The organism is Saccharopolyspora antiqui, from assembly GCF_052246905.1.
Classification (GTDB): Bacteria; Actinomycetota; Actinomycetes; order Mycobacteriales; family Pseudonocardiaceae; genus Saccharopolyspora.
The window spans coordinates 1-23319 of record NZ_JBQQBO010000039.1 but is presented as its reverse complement, the minus strand read 5'-3'; the positions used below and the strand labels follow the sequence as shown (position 1 = coordinate 23319).

24 protein-coding genes are annotated in these 23319 nt (G+C 69.8%); 18 read left to right on the top strand and 6 right to left on the bottom strand.

The window, feature by feature from the left end; genetic code table 11:
• Positions 1 to 69: 69 nt before the first annotated feature.
• Entirely contained in the window at positions 70 to 858 is a 789-nt protein-coding gene (locus ACTWQN_RS36035) for a DeoR/GlpR family DNA-binding transcription regulator (RefSeq protein WP_443208152.1), read from the bottom strand.
• Between the two features lie 132 nt (positions 859 to 990).
• Between ACTWQN_RS36035 and ACTWQN_RS36030 the strand changes: the two genes are divergently transcribed.
• From ACTWQN_RS36030 to ACTWQN_RS36000, 7 genes are all read left to right on the top strand, one after another.
• Positions 991 to 1701, top strand: a complete 711-nt coding sequence (locus ACTWQN_RS36030; protein WP_443208151.1) for an HAD family hydrolase — start codon at positions 991 to 993, stop codon at positions 1699 to 1701.
• A 232-nt stretch (positions 1702 to 1933) separates the two neighbouring features.
• A complete protein-coding gene (locus ACTWQN_RS36025; protein ID WP_443208150.1) occupies positions 1934 to 2992 on the top strand; it encodes a 2-hydroxyacid dehydrogenase in 1059 nt (352 codons plus the stop codon).
• Positions 2989 to 4482: an FGGY family carbohydrate kinase gene (locus tag ACTWQN_RS36020; protein ID WP_443208149.1), complete on the top strand. Its 1494-nt coding sequence runs from the start codon at positions 2989 to 2991 to the stop codon at positions 4480 to 4482. Before ACTWQN_RS36025 ends, ACTWQN_RS36020 begins: the two co-directional genes overlap by 4 nt.
• Position 4483: 1 nt before the next feature.
• Positions 4484 to 6223 carry a dihydroxyacetone kinase family protein gene (locus ACTWQN_RS36015; protein WP_443208148.1) on the top strand — a complete coding sequence of 580 codons (1740 nt, stop codon included), beginning with the start codon at positions 4484 to 4486 and terminating at the stop codon, positions 6221 to 6223.
• Complete coding sequence (locus ACTWQN_RS36010) at positions 6220 to 6714, top strand: ribose-5-phosphate isomerase (RefSeq protein ID WP_443208147.1); 495 nt, start codon at positions 6220 to 6222, stop codon at positions 6712 to 6714. The genes ACTWQN_RS36015 and ACTWQN_RS36010 overlap by 4 nt, the downstream gene beginning before the upstream one ends.
• A gap of 12 nt (positions 6715 to 6726) precedes the next feature.
• Positions 6727 to 7380, top strand: a complete 654-nt coding sequence (locus ACTWQN_RS36005) for a class II aldolase/adducin family protein (protein ID WP_443208146.1) — start codon at positions 6727 to 6729, stop codon at positions 7378 to 7380.
• A gap of 124 nt (positions 7381 to 7504) precedes the next feature.
• Positions 7505 to 8806 carry a GNAT family N-acetyltransferase gene (locus ACTWQN_RS36000; protein WP_443208145.1) on the top strand — a complete coding sequence of 434 codons (1302 nt, stop codon included), beginning with the start codon at positions 7505 to 7507 and terminating at the stop codon, positions 8804 to 8806.
• A gap of 515 nt (positions 8807 to 9321) precedes the next feature.
• Here the strand turns inward: ACTWQN_RS36000 and idi are convergent.
• Both idi and ACTWQN_RS35990 read right to left on the bottom strand, forming a co-directional pair.
• Positions 9322 to 9900 carry an isopentenyl-diphosphate Delta-isomerase gene (gene idi / locus ACTWQN_RS35995; protein ID WP_443208144.1) on the bottom strand — a complete coding sequence of 193 codons (579 nt, stop codon included), beginning with the start codon at positions 9898 to 9900 and terminating at the stop codon, positions 9322 to 9324.
• 214 nt (positions 9901 to 10114) lie between these two features.
• Complete coding sequence (locus ACTWQN_RS35990; protein ID WP_443208143.1) at positions 10115 to 11098, bottom strand: zinc-binding dehydrogenase; 984 nt, start codon at positions 11096 to 11098, stop codon at positions 10115 to 10117.
• A 308-nt stretch (positions 11099 to 11406) separates the two neighbouring features.
• Between ACTWQN_RS35990 and ACTWQN_RS35985 the strand changes: the two genes are divergently transcribed.
• Positions 11407 to 12390: a M28 family metallopeptidase gene (locus ACTWQN_RS35985; protein WP_443208142.1), complete on the top strand. Its 984-nt coding sequence runs from the start codon at positions 11407 to 11409 to the stop codon at positions 12388 to 12390.
• A gap of 347 nt (positions 12391 to 12737) precedes the next feature.
• Here ACTWQN_RS35985 and ACTWQN_RS35980 read toward each other — a convergent pair whose 3' ends face one another.
• The gene (locus tag ACTWQN_RS35980; protein WP_443208141.1) at positions 12738 to 13544 is read right to left on the bottom strand and encodes an SDR family NAD(P)-dependent oxidoreductase; all 807 of its coding nucleotides are present in this window, start codon (positions 13542 to 13544) and stop codon (positions 12738 to 12740) included.
• Here ACTWQN_RS35980 and ACTWQN_RS35975 point away from each other — a divergent pair.
• On the top strand, positions 13522 to 13923 hold the full coding sequence (locus ACTWQN_RS35975; protein ID WP_443208140.1) for an SDR family oxidoreductase: 402 nt from the start codon (positions 13522 to 13524) through the stop codon (positions 13921 to 13923). The two genes, ACTWQN_RS35980 and ACTWQN_RS35975, sit on opposite strands and share 23 nt — an antisense overlap.
• Before the next feature lie 170 nt (positions 13924 to 14093).
• Here ACTWQN_RS35975 and ACTWQN_RS35970 read toward each other — a convergent pair whose 3' ends face one another.
• On the bottom strand, positions 14094 to 14729 hold the full coding sequence (locus ACTWQN_RS35970) for a TetR/AcrR family transcriptional regulator (RefSeq protein ID WP_443208139.1): 636 nt from the start codon (positions 14727 to 14729) through the stop codon (positions 14094 to 14096).
• A 149-nt stretch (positions 14730 to 14878) separates the two neighbouring features.
• Here ACTWQN_RS35970 and ACTWQN_RS35965 point away from each other — a divergent pair, with 149 nt between their 5' ends.
• From ACTWQN_RS35965 to ACTWQN_RS35955, 3 genes are all read left to right on the top strand, one after another.
• Positions 14879 to 15625 carry an SDR family NAD(P)-dependent oxidoreductase gene (locus ACTWQN_RS35965; RefSeq protein WP_443208138.1) on the top strand — a complete coding sequence of 249 codons (747 nt, stop codon included), beginning with the start codon at positions 14879 to 14881 and terminating at the stop codon, positions 15623 to 15625.
• A gap of 241 nt (positions 15626 to 15866) precedes the next feature.
• A complete protein-coding gene (locus tag ACTWQN_RS35960) occupies positions 15867 to 16265 on the top strand; it encodes an alcohol dehydrogenase catalytic domain-containing protein (RefSeq protein WP_443208137.1) in 399 nt (132 codons plus the stop codon).
• An 11-nt stretch (positions 16266 to 16276) separates the two neighbouring features.
• Positions 16277 to 16846 (top strand): TetR/AcrR family transcriptional regulator, encoded by a 570-nt coding sequence (locus ACTWQN_RS35955; protein WP_443208136.1) that lies wholly within the window; start codon positions 16277 to 16279, stop codon positions 16844 to 16846.
• Positions 16847 to 16964: 118 nt separating this feature from the next.
• Here the strand turns inward: ACTWQN_RS35955 and ACTWQN_RS35950 are convergent, their stop codons facing one another.
• On the bottom strand, positions 16965 to 17204 hold the full coding sequence (locus tag ACTWQN_RS35950; RefSeq protein ID WP_443208135.1) for a Rossmann-fold NAD(P)-binding domain-containing protein: 240 nt from the start codon (positions 17202 to 17204) through the stop codon (positions 16965 to 16967).
• Positions 17205 to 17727: 523 nt separating this feature from the next.
• On the opposite strand from ACTWQN_RS35950, the gene ACTWQN_RS35945 reads away from it, so the two are divergent.
• The 6 genes from ACTWQN_RS35945 (at position 17728) to ACTWQN_RS35920 (ending at position 23275) form a co-directional block, all read left to right on the top strand.
• Positions 17728 to 18324: a helix-turn-helix domain-containing protein gene (locus tag ACTWQN_RS35945; protein WP_443208134.1), complete on the top strand. Its 597-nt coding sequence runs from the start codon at positions 17728 to 17730 to the stop codon at positions 18322 to 18324.
• 113 nt (positions 18325 to 18437) lie between these two features.
• The gene (locus ACTWQN_RS35940; protein WP_443208133.1) at positions 18438 to 19622 is read left to right on the top strand and encodes an NAD(P)/FAD-dependent oxidoreductase; all 1185 of its coding nucleotides are present in this window, start codon (positions 18438 to 18440) and stop codon (positions 19620 to 19622) included.
• 35 nt (positions 19623 to 19657) lie between these two features.
• On the top strand, positions 19658 to 19948 hold the full coding sequence (locus ACTWQN_RS35935) for a (2Fe-2S)-binding protein (RefSeq protein ID WP_443208183.1): 291 nt from the start codon (positions 19658 to 19660) through the stop codon (positions 19946 to 19948).
• On the top strand, positions 19945 to 21357 hold the full coding sequence (locus ACTWQN_RS35930) for an FAD-dependent oxidoreductase (RefSeq protein ID WP_443208132.1): 1413 nt from the start codon (positions 19945 to 19947) through the stop codon (positions 21355 to 21357). The genes ACTWQN_RS35935 and ACTWQN_RS35930 overlap by 4 nt, the downstream gene beginning before the upstream one ends.
• A complete protein-coding gene (locus ACTWQN_RS35925; RefSeq protein ID WP_443208131.1) occupies positions 21354 to 22274 on the top strand; it encodes a dihydrodipicolinate synthase family protein in 921 nt (306 codons plus the stop codon). The genes ACTWQN_RS35930 and ACTWQN_RS35925 overlap by 4 nt, the downstream gene beginning before the upstream one ends.
• A complete protein-coding gene (locus tag ACTWQN_RS35920; protein ID WP_443208130.1) occupies positions 22274 to 23275 on the top strand; it encodes a proline racemase family protein in 1002 nt (333 codons plus the stop codon). Before ACTWQN_RS35925 ends, ACTWQN_RS35920 begins: the two co-directional genes overlap by 1 nt.
• The last annotated feature ends 44 nt before the right edge of the window (positions 23276 to 23319 follow it).

Genomic DNA, 23319 nt, shown 5'->3' with positions numbered 1-23319 from the left:
GCGCAAGACGTTAATTCGCCGCAATCCGATGTGAAGACCAACGGTCTGGGCTGACTGGGGTCAGGCCGCCTAGTCCACCGGGGACAGGCGGACGTCGGTCTGCTCGCGCATCGCCTCGACGAGCTCGGCGTCCAGCTCGCCCGCCAGCAGCACGTGGTCGAAGGCGCTCACCGGCGCGAACTGGTGCAGCGCGGACCGGGCCACCTTGCTGGCGTCCATCATCAGCACCTTGGTCGTCGCACTGGCCAGCATCGCCCGTTTGACCAGCACGATCTCCTGTTCCTGGTGGTAGGTCAGCTGCGCGTTCATCGCCGAGGTGGACAGGAACACGATGTCCACCGAGAAGGCGTTGATCATCTCCTGGCAGGGCAGCCCGAGGTAGGAGTCGTGGGTGCGGGAGTACTCGCCGCCCAGCCCGATCAACCGGATGTCCGGCACGTCGCGCAGTGTCTCCTGCACCTGGCGGTAGTTGCTGACCACGGTCAGCGGGCCCACCTCGGGCAGCAGCCTGGCCAGCGCGAGCGCGGTGGTGGAGTCGTCGAGCATCACCGACATCCCCGGCGTGATGAACTGCAGCGCGTCTTTGGCCAGTGCTTCCTTCTCGGCGGTGTGGGTGTGCAGCCGGAAGTCCGAGCTGCTTTCGAACACCGTCGACGGCTGGGCGGAGACCCCGCCGTGGAACTTGCGCAGCAGGCCCCGGGTGACCAGGTCGTCGAGGTCGCGGTGCACCGTCATCAGGCTGACGCCGGTCAGCTCGGACAGTTCCGCAGCGCTGGCGAAGCCCTGCGCGACCACGTGGTCGATGATCTTCTGCTGCCGCAGGAGCCGGGGGGACTGCTTCTTCGGTGCGGACGCCATGCCGCCATCTTGCCCGGTGGTTCGCCGAAGGCGGTGCGGAGACACTTAAGAGCAGTGAACTATCATTATTCAGGTGACAATTAACGTCTCACATGTTAATTTGAGGGTGTCAGTGAGTGGCGGGAGGTAGTGATGACCCAGTCCGAGGGGCCGAACGGCACCCACCGCGCGGTCGTTTTCGACATGGACGGCGTCCTGGTCGAAAGCGAGCACCTGTGGGAGCGGATGTGGGCCAAGTTCGCCGCCGCCCGCGGCAAGACCTGGACCGCCGCGCAGACCCGGCAGGTGCAGGGCATGAGCGCACCCGAGTGGGCGGCGTTCCTCGCCGACTTCGCGGCGGCCCCCGAGTCGGCCCCCGAGTCGACCGCGGTTACCGAGCGCATCGTCGTCGACGACATGATCGCCGCGCTCGACGGCGGTGAGATCGAGCTGCTGCCCGGCGCGGCGCTGATGGTCACCGAAGTCGCCGGTCGGGCGCCGATCGCGCTCGCCTCCTCGGCGCCGCGTCGGCTGATCGACGCCGTCCTGGACCGCCACGGGCTGACCGGGTACTTCGCCGCGACCGTCTCCAGTGCCGAGGTACCCAAGGGCAAGCCCAGCCCGGACGTGTACCTGTCGGCCGCCGACAAGCTCGGTCAGGATCCCCGTGACTGCCTGGCGGTGGAGGACTCCAGCAACGGGTTGCGCGCCGCGGCCGCCGCGGGGATGACTGTGGTGGCCATCCCCAACACGGACTACCCGCCCGCCGAGGACGCTCTGGCCAAGGCCGGCTACATCGCCGTCGACCTGGACGACGTGCGACTGCGCCTGGTGGGCTCCCTACCCGAGCCGGTCGGCAGCTGAGGGAGGGATTGTCGTTGTACTCGCTCTGCTTTGCGGTGCAGGTGGCGGAACCTCAGACGCCGTCTCGACCGCGGGATCCCCGACTCATGTACGTCCCGGGGCTGTCTTCGCGAGGCGAGTCTGAGAACTCGCGGCGGTGCGAGTTGCACGAGTGGGCTAAGCGGCTGGCGCCGATTCAAAAAACCAAAGACAAGCGCTGAGACCGCTGATGCGAGAAGACAAAGGAGTCCTCATGACCCGTGTTCTGGCCGCAGGTGACCACTTCGTCGCTCCCGAAGTGTTCATCGACGCCGTGCGGCGCAGCACCGATGCGCACGACCTGCAGTTCAGCACCCTGGAACTGCCGTGGCCGGTGGAGCCGTTCGGGCCGGTCGGCAACGTGCAGGAGGCCAGCGGCACGCAGCGGCAGCTGCTCGACGCGCTGGGCGACGCGGAGTTGGTCGTCACCCAGATGGCACCGTTCACCGCGGACGTGCTGGCCGCCAGCCCGCAGCTGAAGTTCGTCGGGGTGTGCCGCGGCGGCCCGGTGAACGTGGACCTGGGCGCGGCCACCGACAACGGTGTGATCGTCAGCTACGCGCCGGGGCGCAACGCCGCCGCGGCCGCCGAGTTCGCCGTCGGGCTGATCCTGGCCGCGCTGCGCCGGATTCCCGGCTCGGACGCCGAACTGAAGGCGGGCCACTGGCGCGGCGACTACTACGCCTACGACAACGCCGGTATCGAGCTGGCGGGCTCGACCGTCGGCCTGGTCGGCTACGGCGCGATCGGCAAGATCGTGGCCCGGGTGCTGCGCGCCTTCGACGCGCACGTGCTGGTGTCCGACCCGTACGTGCGGGCCGAGGACGCCGCGCACGACGGCGTCGAGCTCGTCGAGCTGGAAGCGCTGCTGCGGCGCAGCTCGGTGGTCAGCCTGCACGCGCGGCTGACCCCGGAGACCAAGAACCTGCTCAACGCCGACAACCTGAAGCTGCTGCCGGACGGCGCGGTACTGATCAATTCCGCGCGCGGCGGGCTGCTCGACTACGCGCCGCTGCCGGAACTGCTGAAGTCGGGCCACCTCGGCGCCCTGGCCGTCGACGTCTACGACATCGAACCGCCGCCGCGCGACTGGCCGCTGTTCGACGCCCCCAACGTCATCACCACCCCGCACCTGGCCGGGGCGACCCGGCAGACCGCGCACCGCGCGGCCGAGATCGTGGCCGGTGAACTCGCCCGGTTCCGCGGCGGGCAGCGGCCGCGCTTCGTGGCCAACCCGGATGTGCTCGCCAAGTTCGAAGGTCTGCGGCCATGATCATCGGCGTCGACGTCGGCACGTCGGTCACCAAGGCGTCGCTGCTGAACCGCGACGGCGCCGCGCTGGTCACGCACAGCGTGCGCAGCACCCTGCGGCGGCTGCCCGGTGGCCGGGTCGAGCAGGACCTCGAAGAGGTCATCGACTCGGTGATCCAGGTGGTGCGCGAAGTCGCCGCCGCGGCCGAGCAGGTCGGCGAACCGGTCGAGGCGCTGGCCATCACCGGGCAGGGCGACGGGCTGTGGCTGCGCGACCACCAGGGCCAGCAGGTCGGCGCGGCCATCTCGTGGCTGGACGCCCGCGCCTCGGGCGTGCTGGACCGGTGGTCGCGATCCGGTGTGCAGCGGCAGGTTTACGCGCTCACCGGGTCCGGGATGTTCCCCGGTTCGGCCGGTCCGCTGCTGGCGCACCTCGCCGAGCACGCCCCGGATCGGCTGGAGCGGGCGGCGGTCGCCGGGTACTGCGTCGACGCGATCGTGCAGCGCTTCACCGGCGAGATCACCGTGGACGCATCGGACGCGTCGCTGCCGTTCCTGGACGTCGCCGACCGCAGCTATTCGCAGGACGCGTTGCAGGCCTGCGGCCTGGCGCAGTACCGCAGGCTGCTGGCCGAGCCCGCCCCGCCGAACAAGCTGTTCGCGCTGGACGGCAAGAGCGCGAAGGAGCTGGGACTGCCCGCCGGACTGCCGGTCTCGGCCGGACCATTCGACCTGCCCGCTTGCGCGTTCGGCGCCGGGGTCAGCGATGTCGGCGACGGCAGCCTGGTGATCGGCACGACGCTGGGCTGCCAGGTGCTCCGCGACGAGGTCAGCATCGACCCGGACGGCGAGATCGCGGGCATGTGGCTGGCAACACCGCTGCCGCAGCGCTACCTGCGGGTGATGCCCGCGATGGTCGGCACCGCCAACCTGGACTGGGTGCTGGGCATGATCGGTGCCCGAGTGGACCAGCTGGAAACGTTGCTGGACAACAGCGAACCCGGTGCCAGTGGCGTGTCGGCGCTGTCGTTCCTGTCCAGTTCCGGCGAACGCGCGCCGTTCGTCGAGCCCTATGCGCGCGGCCAATTCACCGGCCTGTCGCTGGAAACCACGCCAGCCGACCTGGTGCGCGCGATGTGCGAGGCGGTCGCCTACGCGGCGCGGCACAACCTTGAATCGGCGGGCCTGACCGGTGCGGTCTCGGCGTGCGGCGGCGGCGCGCGTTCGGCGGCGTGGAGCCAGATCTTCGCCGATGTGCTGGGCCGCCCGCTGCACGTGCCCCACGAGGAAGGCGTGGGCGCGCGTGGCGCGGCGATGGCCGCCTGGGATTCGCTGGGCGAGCCGGTGGACCGCCAGCGGTGGGCGGCGGCGCGGCGCACCGTGGTGCCGCATCCCAGCGCCGTGGAGTTCTACGAACGCGGCTACCGCGACTACCTGCTTTCGATCGACCGCGCCCGCCCGCTGTGGGGCGCGGCCTCCCGACCTTCGCGAACTGGCGCTGAGGAGATGTGAGATGACGCGCTTGTACGACGACCCGGCATCGTTCACCGAGGACATGGTGACCGGTTTCGTGGCGGCGCATCCCGGTTACGTCCGGCAGGTGCCCGGTGGCGTGGTGCGCGCCAAGCGCACCCGGCAGGGCAAGGTCGCCGTGGTCACCGGCGGCGGATCCGGGCACTACCCGGCGTTCTGCGGAGTGGTCGGACCGGGGTTCGCCGACGGCGCGGTCATCGGCAACATCTTCACCTCGCCGTCGGCCGACGACGCCTACTCGGTGGGCCGGGCGGTCGATCGCGGTGCCGGGGTGGTGTTCTCCTTCGGCAACTACGCGGGCGACAACATGAACTTCGGGCTGGCGGTGGAGCGCCTGGAACGCGACGGGATCCGCGCGCACAACGTGGTGGTGACCGACGACGTGGCCAGCGCCCCGGCCACCGAGCAGCAGAAGCGCCGCGGCGTGGTCGGCGACTTCGTGGTGTTCAAGATCGCCTCGGCGGCGGCTGAAGAGGGCTACTCCTTCGACGAGGTGGTGCGGGTCGCCGAGCACGCCAACGCGCGAACCCGCAGCCTGGGCGTGGCTTTCGACGGCTGCACGCTGCCGGGGCAGGACAGGCCGCTGTTCGAGGTGCCGGAGGGCCGGATGGGGCTCGGACTGGGCATCCACGGCGAGCCCGGCGTCTCGGAGCAGGATCTGCCCTCGGCATCCGAGCTGGCGAAGCTCCTGGTGGACGGTCTGCTCGCGGAAGCACCGGACACCGAATCCCGTCGGGTGACGGCGATCCTCAATGGACTGGGCGCCACCAAGTACGAGGAACTCTTCGTGCTCTGGGGTCGGGTGTCCCGACTGCTGGCCGACGCCGGGGCCGTGGTCGTCGCGCCCGAGGTGGGCGAGCTGGTGACCAGTCTGGACATGGCCGGTTGCTCGCTGACGCTGACCTGGCTGGACCCGGAACTGGAGCGGCTGTGGCAGGCGCCCGCCGACACTCCCGCCTACCGCAAGGGAAACACCGCGTCCGCCGAGGCAGATGAGTCCGATGTGGACGATGAACCGCAGCTGGCGGCGGAGCGGGTCGTGGTGCTGGCCCCGCCGGACGGCCGAGCGACCGCGGCCGTCGTGGTGCGGGCCCTGCACGAGGTGGCGGAGCTGTTGCACGACAACGAAGCGGAACTCGGCCGCCTCGACGCGATCGCGGGCGACGGCGACCACGGCCGGGGCATGACGCGCGGCAGCGCGGCGGCGGTAGCGGCCGCCGACGAAGCGGCGGCCCAGGGCGTGGGTCCGGCCGCGGTGCTGGTCGCCGCCGGTGACGCATGGGCGGCGAAGGCTGGCGGCACCTCGGGCGTGCTGTGGGGCGCGGCGCTGCGTTCGTTCGGCGACCTGCTACCCGATCACCGCGCGGCTGTGGCGGGCGACCTGGTCGCAGGTGCCTCGGCAGCGCTGGCGGCGGTGCAGCGGCTGGGCCGGGCGGAGCTCGGCGACAAGACGCTGGTCGACGCGCTGGTGCCGTTCGTGGCGGAGCTGCGCGACGCGATCGGGGCGGGCGCCAGCGGCACCCAGGCCTGGCAGCAGGCCGCACGAGCGGCGACGAAGGCCGCCGAGGACACCGCGGAGCTGCGGCCCCGCACCGGACGCGCCCGGCCGTTGGCCGAGCGCAGCCTCGGGTCACCGGATCCGGGCGCGACATCGCTGGCGCTGGTGCTCAACCGGATCGGGACGGTGCTCGCCGACAGCGGGAAGGACGGAGAATCGTGACCGAGCAACAAGCGCCGTTTCGCATCGTGGTCGGCTCCGACGACGCGGGACTGCAGTACAAGGAAGCGCTGAAGAAGGACCTGGAGAACGATCCGCGCGTGGCCAGCGTGGTGGACGTGGGGGTGGGCACCGACGAGCACACCGCCTACCCGCACGTGGCGGTGCACGCGGCGCGGCTGGTCGCCGACGGCGAAGCGGACCGGGCGCTGCTGGTGTGCGGCACCGGACTGGGTGTGGCGATCAGCGCGAACAAGGTGCCCGGCATCCGCGCGGTCACCGCGCACGACAGCTATTCGGTGGAGCGATCGGTGCTCAGCAACAACGCCCAGGTGCTGTGCTTCGGCCAGCGCGTGGTGGGTTTGGAGCTGGCGCGCAAGCTGGCTTCGGAGTGGCTGGCGTACCGGTTCGACGAGTCTTCACCGTCGGCGCAGAAGGTCGCCGCGATCAACGGCTACGATTCCGCCTCGGACGCCTCCGGCGTCGCGTGCTGAACGAGGGATGAAGTGAGCAACGGCAGTTCGCAGCTGGCCGACCAGCGGGCCGAGGTCATCGCCATCGCCCGCCGGATGACGGCGGACCGGCTGGTGGTCGGCACCTCCGGCAACGTGTCGGTCCGCTGGGGTGATCTGGTGGCGGTGACACCGTCGGGCGTCGACTACGACGCATTGCGGGTGGCCGACATTCCGGTGGTGGACCTCAGCGGCGAGATGGTGGCGGGCGAGCTCAAGCCCACCTCCGAACTCCCGATGCACCTGATGGCCTACCGGCGCCACGACGCGGGGGCAGTGGTGCACACGCATTCGCTGCACGCCACCGCGTTGTCCTTGCTGCGCAACGATGTTCCGGCGGTGCACTACCAGCTCGCCGAGTTCGGCGGTGCCGTCGCGGTGGCGGAGTACGCGACCTTCGGCAGCGATCAGCTGGCCGAGTCGATGTCGGCGGCATTGCGCGGCCGCACCGGCTGCATCCTCCGCAACCACGGGACGATCACCATCGGCGACGACCTGTCGCAGGCCTACAACCGGGCTAGGCAGCTGGAGTGGCTGTGCGAGCTGTGGCTGACCGCCAGCAGAGCCGGTGATCCGAGCCTGCTCAGCGATGCGGAGCTGGCTCGCTGCGCGGAACTGTTCGCGGGCTACGGTCAGAAGTCCCGCTGACGGCGGCGCCGTGGAAGGCCCGAGGGCTGGGCAATACCCGGTGATCCCGATGTGAGCTCTGCCCGTTAACGCTGCGGTCATCGCTGGTCAAGTGCGGGAAACACGGCTCGGGAAGCATGGTGGCATGACTTCCGGACAGCATCGCCACGGGCGCGGGGACTGGACCCGTGAACTCGTCGAATTGGCCGCGCTGCTGCTGGCCGCCGGGGCGGCGAACCTGTTCGTCACCGGCGTGCACAGCCAGGTTCGCGGCTCGCTGGTGCTGCTCTGCGCGGGCGCCGCCCTGCTGGTGGTGGCCGCTGGCCGGTGGTGGTGGCGGCGCCAGCATCCGCCAGCCGCTGCTGTGGTGGAGCCGCTCCCGGAAGCCGTGAACGTGCCGCAGACGCTGTGGCGGCTGCGCGCCTCGGTCACCGACACACCCGGCCGGTTGGCGAGGTTGGCCGGTGGGCTGGCCGCGCTCGGCGCGGACATCCGGACCATGCAGGTGCACCCGGTCGCCGGTGGCGTGGTTGACGAGGTGCTGCTGCACGTGCCGACGCGGGTGAGCCGCAAGGAGCTGGTCGAGGCCGTCGTGGCGGCCGGTGGGCACGACGTCACCGCGACGCGCGCGGAGGTGCGCGAGCTCGACGACGTGCCCACCCGGACCGCGAACCTGGCCATCGATCTGGTCAACGGCCGCACCGATCTGGTGCGGGCGCTGCGCGCCTTGGTCGGGCACGTTGAGATCCACTGGCAGGAGGAGCCGGAACCGCCGCTGGAGATCGGTTCGTTCACCGGTGGCGCGATGTGCCTGGCGGAGCCCGGCGGCGGGGTGCTGGTGCTGGCGCGACCCGGTGGCTCGTTCACCCCGGCGGAGTTCGCGAGGGCGCGGGCGATGGTGGAGTTGGCCGCGAGTTGCCGGGCGCGGGTGCGGCCGGTCGCGGACACCGCGCGCACGCCCGGCGGGGTGGACTTGACGATCCGGCCAGCGGACCGGGCGGATGTGGATTTGGTTTCGGCCTTCCACGCGCGCTGTTCCAGCGCAGCCCGCTTCCGGCGCTACTTCGGCCCCGGCCCAGCGCGGGGCGAGCGCGGCCTGCAGCGGCTGCTCACCCCGGCACTGGGCCGATCGCTGTTGGCGCTGGCCCCGGACGGCGACGTGATCGGCATGGGGAACCTGATGTACGACGGCGATTGCGGGGAGCTGGCGCTGCTGGTCCGCGACGATTGGCAGCGCCACGGCGTCGGCACGATCTTGGCGCGCAAGCTGATCGAGCAGGCCGAGGAACTGGGGATCGGCACGCTCACCGCGCACACCCACGTGGACAACACGCCGATCGCGCGGACGCTGCGCGGCGCGGGGATGAAACTGGTCGGCGCGCCGGAGCCGGGTGAGTGGAGCTGGTCGCGAGATCTGCGGCCGAAGCCCGCAGCGGCCGCGCGGTGACGCACCAGCGGGGGTTCGGCAGCGCGTGCTCGTGAGCGAAAATCCCGGTTCGCACCGCGATGGTCACTCACGAGCCTTAGAGCTCGCGTGGATTGGGCGTGGCGAGGGTGGTCGTCAGGTAAGCGGCGTGAGCCGCTTTCCACCACCCTCGCAGCTGGCACCGCCGCGGGTTCTCAGGCAGTGCCATGCGGGGACACCCCGCACCCCGAGTTATCTCGCGAGGACAGCCCCGACGTGGCGTATTGGACATACGTGATGTCGGGGATCCCGCAGTCGAGAAGGCCTCTGAGGGCCTGTCTTCGAACTCGTTTTGCGTGGCGGTGCGGGTGGCAGACCTGGCGATTTCGCGCGAAATCGCCGCCCGCCCCGCGTGGGAGACGGCGATTTCGCGCGAAATCGCCCACCTCACCCGAGGTGGACGGCCCGACACGACCACTTCAAAAACAGGCACCGAGGTTCCGCTACCCGCACCGCCACCCAAACCAACCCGCGCACCCTCTTAGAGCCGATCGGCGCTAGCCGACGAGTGCTGCGGGCGGCAGCATCGCCGGGTCGCCCTTGCGCCAGTGCGCTGGCTCGGCACCGAGCTCGCTCAGTTGGCGGACCTGCGACTCGCACCACGGGGAAACGTTCGCCTCGCCCGAGACCACCTCGGTGCTGAACTGCTTCCAGTCCACCCAGCGGGTCTCGGCGACTTCTTCGGCATTCGGTTCCGGACTGTCCTCGGTGAACGCCACGAACACCGGGCACATCTCGTTCTCCACCACGCCGTTGGGCATCACCGCGCGGTAGCGGAAGCCGGGCAGCGCCAGTTCCAGGCTCCGCACCGAGAGACCGAGTTCTTCGCCCAGCCGCCGGGTGATCGCCGCTCGCATGTCCTCCTCGGGTGCGGGATGCCCGCAACAGGTGTTGGTCCACACGCCCGGCCAGGTGCGCTTGTGGTGCGCGCGCTGGGTGAGCAGGAATTCGCCTTGGTCGTTGAACACGTAGCAGGAGAAGGCGAGGTGCAGTGGCGTGTCCTGGTGGTGCACGGCCGCCTTGTCCTCGACACCGATCGAGCGACCGGATTCGTCGAGCAGAACCACCTGTTCCACGGGCGGTACCTCCCTGCGAGGGTTGATCCAAACCGGGCCCGGACCTTACGACAAGCCGGACGGTGTCCGCCATACGATCTTGATCACCGAATAGTAGCGAGTTTCCGCTGCGGCGCGGGTAACGAGTGCGTGAGAAGGCAAGCGGACGTTGAGATGCGGCCCGAACACGTCGGCCTTCGGGCGCCGCGCAACCCCCTATCGGGCGAACATCGCCTCACAGTTGCGGCCGCAGCACCACCTTGCCGTGGGTTTCGCGGTTCTCCAGCGCGGCATGTGCCCGCGCGGCGTCGGCCAACGTGAACGGCGGGTTGACCAGCGGCACCAGGCTGCCGTCGGCGAGCGCGGCCAGCGCCTCGTTCTCCAGGGCCCGCATCCCGCCGGGCGCCTTCAGCAGGTTCGGGCCGAGGGCGACCGTTGCGGTCAGCGCGCGGCCGAGCAGGTCGTCGGAGGTGAACCGGTGCTCGCCGAATTCCCTGCCGTACATGGCGATTCGGCCGCTGACGCCGAGCAGGTCGAACGCCGCCCGCCCGTAGGCGCCGCCCGCGCCGTCGAGCACCAGGCTCACGGCGCGCCCGTCGAGGGCATCGCGCACCTGCTGCGCCCAGTTCGGCGCGGTGTAGTCGACGGCCAGGTCCGCGCCGAGTTCCCGCACCTTGTCGACCTTGGCGGGGCTGCCCGTCGCACCCACCACGGTCGCGCCGATGTTGCGGGCGTGCTGCACCAGCAGGGCGCCGATACCACCGGCCGCCGAGGTGATCAGCACGACGTCATCGGCCGTCGGCTGCGCGATGCGCAAGATGGCCATCGTGGTTCGCCCGGTGCCGATCATCGCCACCGCTGCGGCGAAATCGGCGTTGTCGGGCAGCACCTGCACCGCCTCGACGTCGCGCACGGCGAGCTCGGCGTAACCGCCGCTGGCCTGGCCGAGGTGGGCGACGACGCGTCGCCCCAACCACTGCTCGTCGACGCCCTCGCCGAGCTCGTCGACGACTCCCGCGACTTCGCGGCCGGGGATCATCGGCAACTCCGGCTGCGGGAACGGTCCCTGCAGTCCCTGCCGGATCATCGTGTCCAGCACGTGGATTCCGGCGTATGCCACCTCGATGCGGACCTGTCCGGGACCGGGATGCGGGTCGGGGACCTCCTCGTGGCGGAGGACCTCCGCTGGACCGAACTCGTGCTGCCGAATCGCGTGCATGCCGTGCTCCCTGCGTTGGTTCCGGTGTCGTGAGCGCGGGCCGCATCCGCACTCACCACCGCGAACGCTAGGACCTCGATCAAAGTGGAGGTCAAGGGCGCGGGTTTTCGGTATTCGGTGTGGTGGATCGGTTGCCGGTCCGGCGCGGGCTGACGCTCAGCCGCCCGAGCGGGTCGGTTTCAAGCCGTGAATCCGGGAAAAACGCGTTTCGGACAGTCGAGGCGAGTTCCCGTCAAACCACCTTCGGCCTGCGACTCCGTCGTTACGTTCCGCTCGCAGGAGTGGATCTACCGACGGAAGGACGCAGCATGCCGAAACGATCACTACTGGCGACCGCAGCGGCACTGGCTGCGGCATCCGCCCTGGTGTTACCGGCGACCGCGGCCAGCGCCCCGATGGCCAGCGCGCCGATGACCGGTGTTGCTGCCGTGCAGGAGCACCTGCAGGAGTTGCAGGCCATCGCCGAGGCCAACGGCGGCAACCGGGCGGCCGGTCAGCCCGGCTACCAGGCTTCGCTGGACTACGTCAAAGCGCAGCTCGACGGTGCCGGATTCACCACCACGATCCAGGAATTCGACGCCATCGGCGGCACGACCTACAACCTGCTCGCCGAAACACCCGGCGGTGACGCCAACAGCGTGGTGATGTTCGGTGCGCACCTGGACAGCGTCGGCGCGGGCCCCGGCATCAACGACAACGGCACCGGATCCGCGGCGATCCTGCAAGCGGCGCTGGACTACGCCGCCAGCGGCGCGACCCCGACGAACAAGCTGCGCTTCGCGTTCTGGGGTGCGGAAGAGCAAGGTCTCGTCGGCTCGACGCACTACGTGCAGACGCTTCCCGAGGCCGAGCTCGACAAGATCGTCGCCTACCTGAACTTCGACATGGTCGGCTCGCCCAACGCGGGCTACTTCACCTACGACGGCGACGATTCCGACGGGGAAGGCGCGGGCCCGGGCCCGGAGGGCTCGGCGCAGATCGAGCAGTTGCTGGGCGACGCGCTCGGCACCGCCGGGGTGGCCACCGAGGGCACCGACTTCGACGGCCGCTCCGACTACGGCCCGTTCATCGAGGTCGGCATCCCGGCTGGCGGCACCTTCACCGGCGCCGAGGGGTCCAAGACCGCCGAGCAGGCGGAGAAGTGGGGCGGTCAGGCGGGCGAGGCCTTCGACTCCTGCTACCACCAGTCCTGCGACACGGTCGAGAACGTCGACGTCCAAGCCCTCGACCGCAACCTCCAAGCCATCACCGCGGCGGTCCAAACCTACGCGGCGCAATTCCCCCAGCCGTAATCGGCGGGCACCTGATCTCGGTTTTGACCTCTTCAGGTGGATCGCTTCGCCAGGTTTGGTCGATTCACCAACCGCATCTGGACGGAGTGCCGTCAAACAAGATCAGGTGCCCACCAAAGCAATGTTCCGACCTCGCGATGAGGCTGCGAGCGCGAATACCGAGATGCGGTCGAGCAGCGGGACGTGCCGACCGTCGCCGCAGTGGTCCAGCTGGAACCGCTACGCCTTGCGGAGTTGGCCAGCTACGGCTGGCGATCTAGCTAGTCGCGGTCGGGTGTCTGCCCGACAGGCGTATCGGCGTAGGCGTCAAGGGCGCGGCGCCGCCACGGGCGCGGCGGCTGTCGTGGTCAGCGCTGAAGAAGCCGAATCGTCTTGTCCCAGAGGCGGTCCGCGGTTTTCGCGTCCAGGGCGTAGGGGGCGACTCCGCTCATGCCGTTGCCAGGCTCGGTGACGACGATGGCCTCGTTGGAGTCCTCGAAGTAGCGTCCGGTCACCCCTTGGATGTGGGGGGAGGCGGCCAGCAGGACGGAGGTGGCCGCGCCCTGCTGCGGGGTCTTCCACCCTGGGGGCACGTCCAGGGGGTGGCCTTGGTCGTCCATCGCGCCCACGAAGCGCAGTTGCGTTTCGTCGAGGTGGCGCTGGAGGTTGGTCATGATGCCGCCGGGGTGCAGCGCGTTGGCGGTGATGTCGTCGGCGGCCCATTTCTTGGCCATGGCGACGGTGAACAGGATGGTCGCCGTCTTCGACTGGCCGTAGGCGGACCAGGCTTCATAGGCGCGGGAGTCGAAGTGGATGTCGTCGAAGTCCACCGGGGCCATCAGATGGGCGGAGGAGCTGACGACGACGACCCGGGCGCCCTGCGCGGCGGCGAGCGCGTCGTGCAGGCCTAGGGTCAGGGCGGCGTGGCCAAGGTGGTTGGTCGCGAACTGCGCCTCCCAGCCTTCCGGGGTCCTGGTGAGTTCGGGCAGGGCCATGATTCCGGCGTTGTTCACGAGGACGTCCAGCGGACCGCTCCACCCGGTCACGAATGCGTCGATGGTCGACCGGTCCGCCAGATCGACGTGAGCGACTTGGACGTCGTCGCGCCCGGTGCTCGCCTTGATCTCAGCGGCGGCGCGCTCGCCGGAGTCGGTGTTGCTGCCGTCACTGATCAAGGCCCCCGACGCCGCGATCGTCAACATCTCCTCCGGCGTCACCCTCGGCGTTTCTCCGCCGCTGGCGCACTACGCGGCCGCCAAGGCCGCGCTGGAGGCATACAGCAAGGCCTTGGCGGCCGAGCTCGCCCCGAAGGACGTGCGGGTCAACGTGGTCATCCCCGGCAACGTCACCACCCCCGGCGCAGACCTCATCCGCCAGACCATGGCCGACGCCTACGGCTTCCCGGTCGAAACCATCGCCCAGTCCATCCCGCTGGGACGCAACGGAGTTCCCTCCGACATCGCCGAAGCCGTGCTCTTCCTCGTCTCACCACGAGCCTCCTGGATCACGGGGAGTCAACTCGTCGTCGACGGCGGCCAGCAGATCGCCACCTGAACCCGTCGCTTTCGGGGCTGGACACCGGGGACGTCCCGTCCGGTCGTTGCCTGATCGCACGGGCGTGGCCCGCGGTCGGCGGCCACCTGCGTTCGGGCACGTCCTGCGGCAGGTTCCGGGATGTCGGTGGGGATGGGCGAGGTCCGCCAATTTTGCCTGGTGACCGGGATTCAGCGGTCAGTCGGGTCGGGCAGGAGTTGGTCGGCGAGCGTTCGTGCGGTGGCCGCCAGCGTGTCGATGTCCATGCCTGTTCGGCCCATGAACACCAATCCTTGTTGCGCGGCCAACAGGGCCCGCGCCATCGCGGTCGGGTCTGCGTCGGCCGGCACGTCGCCTTCGCGCTGGGCGCGTGCCACGCAGTCGGCAACCAGTGCGGTGGTCGTTTCGTAGGTGTGGTGGGCCTGTGCGAGCACCTCCGGATCGGCGCTGGCGAGCTCGTAGGTGGTGTTGGCCATCAGGCAACCGCGTCGCGCGGCCGAGCCGCTGGGGTCGCAGGCCGGTGCGATGACGAATTCGCGTAGCGCATCCAAGGCCCGGGGAGCGGCGGCGAGCGCCTCCCGCAGATACCCATGGCTGTCGTCGGTGTAGCTGCGCAGCGCCCGGAGGAAGAGTTGATGCTTGTCGCCGAACGCGGCGTAGAGGCTGCCCTTGCCCAGCCCGCTGACCCGCATCAGGTCTTCCAGGGACGTCGCGGCATAGCCGGCATTCCAGAACTGGTCACGGACCGCGTGCACCACACGCTGCTCATCGAACGATCGTGGACGGGCCATGCGGTCAGAATATCGATTCTTGACGGTATGGTCCACAACTTCTATGGTGGACCGTACGGTCAAGAACTCGCCTCTCGGAGTCGCCCTACCCGTTTCGGCCCCTTCAGGGCGGGAGCCGTCAGCGGCCCTCCGTAACACTCACACCGATGTAACAGAGCTGGTTACGTCAAGAAATGGGGAAGCAAATGGGAAAGCTGGACAACAAAGTGGCCATCGTGACCGGCGGATCGCGTGGGATCGGAGCGGCGACGGCGCTTGCCCTGGCCGACGAGGGAGCCGATATCGCGATCGGCTACTCGTCCTCGGCCGACCAAGCCAAGACCGTGGTCGCCGAACTGGAGGGCAAAGGCGTGCGCGCGGCGGCGTTCCAGGCCGACCAGGCGGACGCCGCACAGGCCGTGGGCCTCATCCACGCCGTGGTGGAGCACTTCGGCAAGCTGGACATCCTGGTCAACAACGCGGCAGTCACCGTCGCCGCACCGATCGACAGCGACCAAGCCGACACTGCCGCCTTCGACCGCCAGCTCGCCATCAACTACACCAGCGTCGTGGCCGCGATCAGGGCGGCGTACCCGCTGCTTCCCGAAGGCGGTCGCATCGTCAGCATCAGCTCCGGCGTGGGGACCCGCGTGGGCTTCCCCGGAATGACTGACTACGCCGGAACCAAGTCGGCGCTGGAGGGCTACAGTCGGGGCGCCGCACGCGATCTCGCGCATCGGGGCATCACGGTCAACATCATCCAGTCCGGGTTCGTGGACACCGATATGAATCCCGCCGATGGCCCCTTGGCGTCGGTGTTCCTCCCGACCACCGCGATGGGGCGCTACGGCAGGCCCGAGGAGATCGCCGCGGGTGTCGTCTTCCTCGCCAGTCCGCAGGCCTCGTACGTGACCGGCGCGGTGCTGAGGGTCGACGGCGGATACGGCGCATAGCCCGAATCCGCGGAGCTCGTCGACGAGCAGCACGCGGTCGCCGTGGCGGCGCACTCGTACACGGATACGGATCATGCGGCCTCGCCTCGCCGCACGTGGAGCGGCTCCGCCTCGGCCAGCTCGACGAGCTGGGCCTGCGACGCACCACGGATCCCCTCGACCGCGTCGCCGTCCGACGGCGAGGCACGGGGCGGGGGCGGTTGCAGGTGGAAGTGCCAGCAAACAGGAAAGCGGGACGACAATGAAGGCGGCACAGTTCGCGGAGTACGGAACTCCGGACGTCCTGGAGATCGCGGACATCGCCGAGCCACGGCCGGGGCAGGTTCGGATCAAAGTGCGCGCCGTCGGCGTCAACCCGGTCGACTGGAAAATCCGCAGCGGAATGCTCGCCGAGATCTTGCCCGCCACCCTGCCACTGATTACCGGCACCGACGCCGCCGGTGTGGTCGTCGATACCGGCATCGACATCCCGGGCCCGTCCGCGCGGCGCCCGGCGAAGAGGCCCATGCGCGCCAGGGCGTGGACCTTGCCATCGGCCAATTCCGCTCGGCCGTCTGGGCGGCTCGGTTATGCCTGCCCGAGCAGCGAAATCGAACATTGTAGACAAATTTCGTCACTATGTCTATCATGTGTGGTGTGAGCAGTCCGGCAGTGCGACATGACGACCCCAAGCTGGGTGCCGTGATGACGGCGGCTCTCGGCGTGTTCGGACGGTATGGGTTCAAGAAGACGTCGATGGACGCGGTCGCGAAGGCGGCGAATATCTCCCGCCCTGGCTTGTATCTGCTCTTCTCCAGCAAGGACGAGCTGTATCGGGCCACGATGCAAGGTGTTCTGCAGAGGGCCCAAGACGCGGCGGAGACGCATCTTGCCGACGAGACGCTGAGCTTCGAGCGGCGGATCGTCGAGGCGCTGGACGAGCTGATCGGGCAGTACGTCGAGACCCAGGTGGCCCGGGACATCGACCAGCTATTGGAGAGCAGCGAAGCGCAGTTGGGCTCGATGCTCCACGACTACCAGGAGAAGGGGCAGGCCGCCCTCGGTGCGGCGATCACCTCGCTGGCTCCACCCGGAGTGCTCACCGAAGACCTCACGGCAGACCAGGTAACGGACATCCTCTTCGCCGCCAGCCTGTCCTGGAAACACCAGGCCGCGACGCGCACCGACTTCCGCGACCGGGTCGGACGGCTCGTGCGCCTGATCTGCCGGGCCGCCGACTGACACAAGCCTTTTCAGGGATCCGTATTTCAACCCTCGGGCCGCTCAGCCCGTCGACCCTGCCCGCAGAGAACTACTCCGTGCTGGCGCCATCTGAGCCAACACTTCCCACGGCAGCGGGTCACGACGGTAGACGGCCCTCGTCGTTGAAGAATCCTCCGGTCGCGCCGTCGTCGCCGACGGTGGCCCAGTACACCGAGGCTCGGGCGCCCTCGTCGGTGGTGCGCACGCCGTTGAAGCCGTTGAGATCGGTGGCGGTGTACCCCGGCGTGACGGCGTTGACCTTGATTTGCGCCAGGTCCGGATTGTCGAGGAAGGCGTTGGCGTACGGGCAGTAACGCGATGATCCGGCGGCCGTCACGGCTCACCACGACGCATGCCTGAGGCAAGACCTGACTCCTGGCTGACCGCGGAGAGTCCCAGCATCACAACAGTAGGCAGCCGTGTGATGGAACGTGCCGTCGTCCACGTGCTTCAGCCACTTGTCAGGGTCACCGTCTTCAAGGATGACCATGACGAAGTAGACCGGTATCTGCATCTCCTCATTGATCGTGATCCGAAGGCGTTAAGACATCCTGTCCTCGCACGGTGATGTGATCGTGGAGGTGGTCGATGCCGCGTCGTCCGGAAGTGTTCGTGCGCCCAGTCTCGGTGCCTGAGGGCCAGCGGTTACAGCGAATCAGTCTGGCACGTCCGCTGCAACTGCTACCGGCCACGATCGACTACCACGGAAGTCGCGGGAAGAAACCGCAAAAGTGATCACTTCACAGCGGAAAGCGCACGATTCTTCCGAATGGCTGTGCGGCGGTGCCTGCCATGGAGTGGGCGGCGCGGAGGGGCGGCCCGGTTAGGCTGCGGGGAGGTGTTGGTTTCGGGAGGTCTGGATGTCGCAGGTGGAGGCCGTTCGGATGTTGGCGGCCAATCTGCGCGCGCTGCGCGCCGAGCAGGCCCTGTCCCTGTCGGAGGTGGCGCGCCGCTCCGGGATCGCCAAGGGCACGCTGTCCCAGCTGGAGTCCGGCGTCGGTAACCCGACCATCCAAACCGTGTTCAGTTTGTCGAACGCTTTGCAGGTGCCGGTCTCGACCCTGCTGACCGAGCGCCCCGAGCCGGACGTGGTGCTGGTGCGGTCGGCCGGGCTGGAGGTGCTCAGCAGCAACGCCGTCGACCTGCGGATGCTGCGCCGACTCGACCTGACCTCGTCGGTGCTGGAGGTCTACGACCAGCGGGTTCGGCCCGGCGAGGTGCAGCATTCCGACGGGCACCCGGGCCGCGAGCACGTCGTGGTCACCGAGGGAACGCTGCGGGTCGGCCCGGCCGACGCGCCGTACGAACTGGGGCCGGGCGACTACGTCTGCTTCCCGGCGCAGGTGTCGCACACCTACGAGACGGTTGGCGGCCCGGTGACCTCGGTGTTGTTGCTGGAATATCCCAGTGAGACCGACAGCCCGATGCTGCGCCACCACCCGATGGTCGGCGGTTAGGGCTCGGCGGTTAGGCGGCTGCCCGGCCGATCCGCCCGCATCCTGGGGTTGACCCGGGTCGGCTCGGGACCTAACGTCTGTAGCGTTCATTTTAGTGAACGATGGTGGTGGTCATGGGGCAGTTCCCCGACGTCGTGATCGTCGGTGCCGGAATCGTCGGTGCGGCGTGCGCCGAGGCGCTCAGCGCGGCCGGATTCGTCGTCACCGTGCTGGATCGCGGTGCGCCCGCGGCGGGCACGACGGCTTCTGGCGAGGGCAACGTGCTCGTGTCGGACAAACCGCCGGGCGCGGAACTCCAACTGGCGCAGGCGAGCCGTCGACGCTGGCCGGAACTGGCCCGGAGCCTGCGCGAAGAACTCGGCGACATCGCGGATTTCGAGTGGGAGGCCAAAGGCGGCGTCGTCGCGGCGACCACAGTGGACGGAGCAGCGGCGCTGACCGAGTTCGCCGCGGGACAGCGCGACGCGGGCGTTGATGCGCGGGTGCTGCCCCCCGGTGCGGTGTTCGACCTCGAACCGCACCTCACGCGGGACGTGTCGCTGGCCGTGCACTATCCCGAGGACGCCCAGGTGCAGCCGGTTCTCGCGGCCTCGGCACTGCTCGCGGCGGTGCGGCGGCGTGGCGGCACGGTGCGTTCGGCAACCCCGGCCACCGGCGTGCTGCTCGGTCGCGACGGCCGCGTGACCGGCGTGCGCACCGGCGACGGGTTTCTGTCCTGCGCGGCGGTTGTCAACGCGTGCGGGCCGTGGGCCGGGGAATTCGCTCGTGCCGCCGGAGCACCGATCACGGTCCTGCCGCGCCGGGGCATGGTGCTGGTGACCGCGCCGGTGCCGCCGGGCACGGTGCGGCACAAGGTCTACGACGCCGACTACGTCGGCGCGGTGGAAAGCGGGGACGCCGAACTGCAGACCTCCACCGTGGTGGAGAGCACCCAGGCGGGCACCGTGCTGATCGGGTCGAGCCGCGAACGCATCGGTTTCGACGACACCGTCCGCACCCGCGTGCTGCGCGAAATCGCGCGCAAGGCCACCACGTTGTTCCCCGTGCTGGGGCGGGTTCCGGTGCTGCGCGCCTACGGCGGCTTCCGGCCGTACGCGCCGGACCACCTGCCGGTCATCGGCGCGGATCCCCGAATCCCCGGGCTGTGGCACGCGACCGGGCACGAGGGCGCCGGGGTGGGGCTCGCCGCCGCGACCGGGCAGCTGCTCGCCGAGCTGTACACCGGCCGCCCGCCGCACGTCGACCCGGCGCCGTTCCGGGTGGACCGTCCCGAACTGATCGAGGAGGTGAGCGGGTGACAGGCCCGTTCCTGGTACCGGACCGGCAAGATCCGGTGCGCCCCCAGTACGCGCCCGAGTTCGCCGTCGAGGTGGACGGCGAGCCGGTCGGTGCGCGGGCCGGTCAGACGGTGGCGGCGGTGTTGATGTCGATCGGCCGCACCTCGTGGCGCAGCACCAGGCAGCACGCGCGGCCACGCGGACTGTTCTGCGGTATCGGGGCGTGCTTCGACTGCCTGCTGGTCGTCAACGACGTGCCGGATGTGCGGGCCTGCCAACGCGTTGTGGCGCCCGGCGATGTCATCCGCACGCAGCGCGGCGCGGAACTGCCGGGAGGTGCGTCATGAGCGTCGTGGTCGTCGGCGGCGGGCCCGCGGGCATGAATGCCGCGGTGCGAGCTGCGCGGGCCGGTGCCGACGTGGTGCTGGTCGACTCCGCCGAACAGCTCGGCGGGCAGTTCCACCGGCAGCTCCCCGAGCAGTTCTCGGCGCAGCGGCCCGAGCGCATCCAGCACGGTTGGCAGGAGTTCCTGGACCTTCGCGACGAACTCCTGGCGCATCCGCGGATTCGGTACCTGCCGCGCAGCGCGGTGTGGGCGCTCGAACCCGACCCGCTCGCGCTCTACCTCCAAAGTGGACCTTCAGACGCACCGGATCGCCAACCGACGGTGTTGCGCGCGGACGCGCTGGTGCTGGCCACCGGGGCGCACGACCGGGTGCTGCCGTTCCCCGGCTGGGACCTGCCCGGGGTGTTCAGCGCTGGAGCCGCCCAGGCGATGGCGAAGGGCCAGCGGGTCGCGGTCGGGCGCCGGGTGCTGGTGGCCGGGACCGGGCCGTTCCTGTTGCCGGTGGCCGAATCCCTGCTCGACGTGGGCGCCGAGGTCGTCGGCGTGTTGGAGGCCGGGAACCCGGCCGCCTGGCTGCGGCAGTCGGCGGCGGTCGCCGGGCAGTTCGGCAAGCTCCGCGAACTGGTGGGGTATGCGGCCAGGTTCGCCGGCCGGGTGCCGTACCGGATCCGCAGCGCCGTCGTCGCGGCACTCGGCGACGACCGGGTGCGGACCGTGGTGACGGCCAAAGTGGACTCGGCGTGGCGGCCCATTCCGGGCACCCAACGCCGGATCGAAGTCGACGCGGTGTGCGTCGGACACGGATTCGTACCGCAGCTGGAGCTGGCGTTGGCCGCCCGCTGCCGCATCGTCGACGGGTTCGTCGAGGTGGATGCGGCGCAGCGGACTTCCGCGCGGGGAGTCTTCGCGGCCGGTGAGGCGACCGGGATCGGCGGCGCCGACCTCGCCGCCGCCGAAGGCGCCGTCGCCGGGTTCGCCGCCGCCGTGCACGCCGGGGCCACCACCTGGGACGAGGTGGCGGAGCAGGCGCGGCACTCGCTCATGGAGGTCCGAAGTGGACGGAATTTCGCGCGGGCGCTCGCCCGGTCGCACCCGATCGGATCGGGCTGGTCGGAGTGGCTGAAACCGGACACGCTGGTTTGCCGGTGCGAAGAAGTGCCGTACCGCGCGCTGGAAGAGGCGGTCGTGCAGCGCGGCGCGCACAGCGCGCGGTCCTTGAAGCTGCTGTGCCGCGTTGGACTCGGGCCCTGCCAGGGCCGGATCTGCGGGCGCAACGCGACCGATCTCACCGAGAAGCTGTTGGGCGAGCCGCTTCCGGACCCCGAAACACCCGCCCGTCGGCCGATCGCGGCCCCCATCCGGCTCGCCGACCTGGCCAGCATCCCAACCCGCAACGAGGAGGAAAAGTGAGCTCCAGCAAGGACCTTGGCGGTGTCATCGTCGCAACCGCGCTGCCCTACGCCGAAGACGCTTCGGCACCGGCCGGACTGCGGGTCGACTACGACCGCTTCGCGGAGCACTGCCGCTGGGTGGTGGACAGCGGTTGCCACGGTGTCGGCCCCAACGGTTCGCTCGGCGAGTACTCCTCGCTGACCCGCGAGGAACGCCGCAAGGCGGCGCAGACCGCGATCGCGGCGGTCGGGGACCGGGCCACGGTCGTCGTCGGCGTGCACGCGCCCAGCGCGCACGAGGCGCGGCAGTGGGCCGAGCTGGCGGCCGAGGACGGCGCGGACGGGCTGCTGTGCCTGCCGCCGACGCTCTACCGCGCCAACCACGGCGAGGTGCTGCACCACTTCGAGCAGGTCGCGGCCGTCGGCCTGCCCGTGATGGTCTACAACAACCCCATCGACACCAAGGTCGACCTCACCCCCGACCTGGTGCGCAAGATCGCCGAGATCGACAACATCGTGGCGATCAAGGAATTCTCCGGCGACGTGCGGCGGGTGCTGGAGATCCGCGAGCAGGCGCCGGGGCTGAACGTGGTGGCCGGTGCCGACGACGTGGCGCTGGAGTCGCTGCTGATGGGCGCGGGCGGCTGGTTCGCCGGGTTCCCGAACGTCTTCCCGGCCGAATCGGTGCGGCTCTACGAGCTGGCGCGGCAGGGCAAGGTCGAGGAGGCGCGCGCGCTGTACGAGCCGCTGGTGGCGGCGTTCCGGTGGGATTCGCGCACCGAGTTCGTGCAAGCCATCAAGCGCGGCATGGAGATCGTCGGCCGCTTCGGCGGGCCCTGCCGTCCGCCGCGCGGACCGCTGCCCGAGGAGATGCTCGCGCAGGTCGACGAGGACATGCGGCGCGCCGTCGAATACTTGCGTACCAGGGAGAAGTGATGCGTTCGCGTCGTTACTTCAGCGCCGTCGACTCGCACACCGAGGGCATGCCGACGCGGGTGATCACCGGTGGTGTCGGCGTGGTGCCGGGTGCGACGATGGCCGACAAGCGGCGGTACTTCGTCGACAACCTCGACCACATCCGGCAGTTGCTGGTCAACGAACCGCGCGGGCACTCGGCGATGAGCGGCGCGATCTTGCAGCCGCCGACCCGCGAGGACGCGGACTGGGGCGTCATCTACATCGAGGTCTCCGGCTGCCTGCCGATGTGCGGGCACGGCACCATCGGGGTGGCCACCGTGCTGGTGGAGAACGGGATGGTGGAGGTGGCCGAGCCGGTCACCACCGTCCGGCTGGACACCCCGGCGGGTCTGGTGGTGGCCGATGTGGCGGTCCGCGACGGGCAGGCCGAATCGGTGACCATCCGCAACGTGCCGTCGTTCGCGGTGGAGCTGGACGCCGCGGTCGAGGTGCCGGGGATCGGCGCGGTCCGCTACGACATGGCCTTCGGCGGCAACTTCTACGCCATCACATCGCTGGCCGACCTCGGAATTCCCTTCGACAAGGCCGAGAAGGGCCGGATGCTGGACGCCGGTCTGGCGATCATGGCGGCCATCAACGAGCAGCGGCGGCCGCAACACCCGGTGGACGCCGGGATAGCCGGGTGCAAGCACGTCTACCTGGAAGCGCCGGGCAGCGACGCCAAGCACTCCAGGCACGCGATGGCGATCCACCCGGGTTGGTTCGACCGATCTCCTTGCGGCACCGGCACTTCCGCCCGGATGGCGCAGCTGCACGCCCGCGGGCTGCTCGACCTGGATGTGGACTTCGTCAACGAATCCTTGATCGGCACCCGGTTCATCGGGCGGCTGGTGGACACCGCGCAGGTCGGCGACCGGCCCGCGGTGGTGCCGACCATCACCGGCCGGGCCTGGATCACCGGCATGGCCCAGTACCTGCTGGACCCGACCGACCCGTTCCCGACCGGCTTCACCTTGTAATCCGCGCGGCACCCGCACCGGCACGTGGTCGTGAGTGCGAAAAC

Coding starts and splice junctions, on each gene's coding strand:
- ACTWQN_RS36035 (WP_443208152.1), bottom strand. CDS start 858: ATGGCGTCCGCACCGAAGAAGCAGTCCCCCCGGCTCCTGCGGCAGCAG.
- ACTWQN_RS36030 (WP_443208151.1), top strand. CDS start 991: ATGACCCAGTCCGAGGGGCCGAACGGCACCCACCGCGCGGTCGTTTTC.
- ACTWQN_RS36025 (WP_443208150.1), top strand. CDS start 1,934: ATGACCCGTGTTCTGGCCGCAGGTGACCACTTCGTCGCTCCCGAAGTG.
- ACTWQN_RS36020 (WP_443208149.1), top strand. CDS start 2,989: ATGATCATCGGCGTCGACGTCGGCACGTCGGTCACCAAGGCGTCGCTG.
- ACTWQN_RS36015 (WP_443208148.1), top strand. CDS start 4,484: ATGACGCGCTTGTACGACGACCCGGCATCGTTCACCGAGGACATGGTG.
- ACTWQN_RS36000 (WP_443208145.1), top strand. CDS start 7,505: ATGACTTCCGGACAGCATCGCCACGGGCGCGGGGACTGGACCCGTGAA.
- ACTWQN_RS35990 (WP_443208143.1), bottom strand. CDS start 11,098: ATGCACGCGATTCGGCAGCACGAGTTCGGTCCAGCGGAGGTCCTCCGC.
- ACTWQN_RS35985 (WP_443208142.1), top strand. CDS start 11,407: ATGCCGAAACGATCACTACTGGCGACCGCAGCGGCACTGGCTGCGGCA.
- ACTWQN_RS35965 (WP_443208138.1), top strand. CDS start 14,879: ATGGGAAAGCTGGACAACAAAGTGGCCATCGTGACCGGCGGATCGCGT.
- ACTWQN_RS35960 (WP_443208137.1), top strand. CDS start 15,867: ATGAAGGCGGCACAGTTCGCGGAGTACGGAACTCCGGACGTCCTGGAG.
- ACTWQN_RS35945 (WP_443208134.1), top strand. CDS start 17,728: ATGTCGCAGGTGGAGGCCGTTCGGATGTTGGCGGCCAATCTGCGCGCG.
- ACTWQN_RS35940 (WP_443208133.1), top strand. CDS start 18,438: ATGGGGCAGTTCCCCGACGTCGTGATCGTCGGTGCCGGAATCGTCGGT.
- ACTWQN_RS35930 (WP_443208132.1), top strand. CDS start 19,945: ATGAGCGTCGTGGTCGTCGGCGGCGGGCCCGCGGGCATGAATGCCGCG.
- ACTWQN_RS35920 (WP_443208130.1), top strand. CDS start 22,274: ATGCGTTCGCGTCGTTACTTCAGCGCCGTCGACTCGCACACCGAGGGC.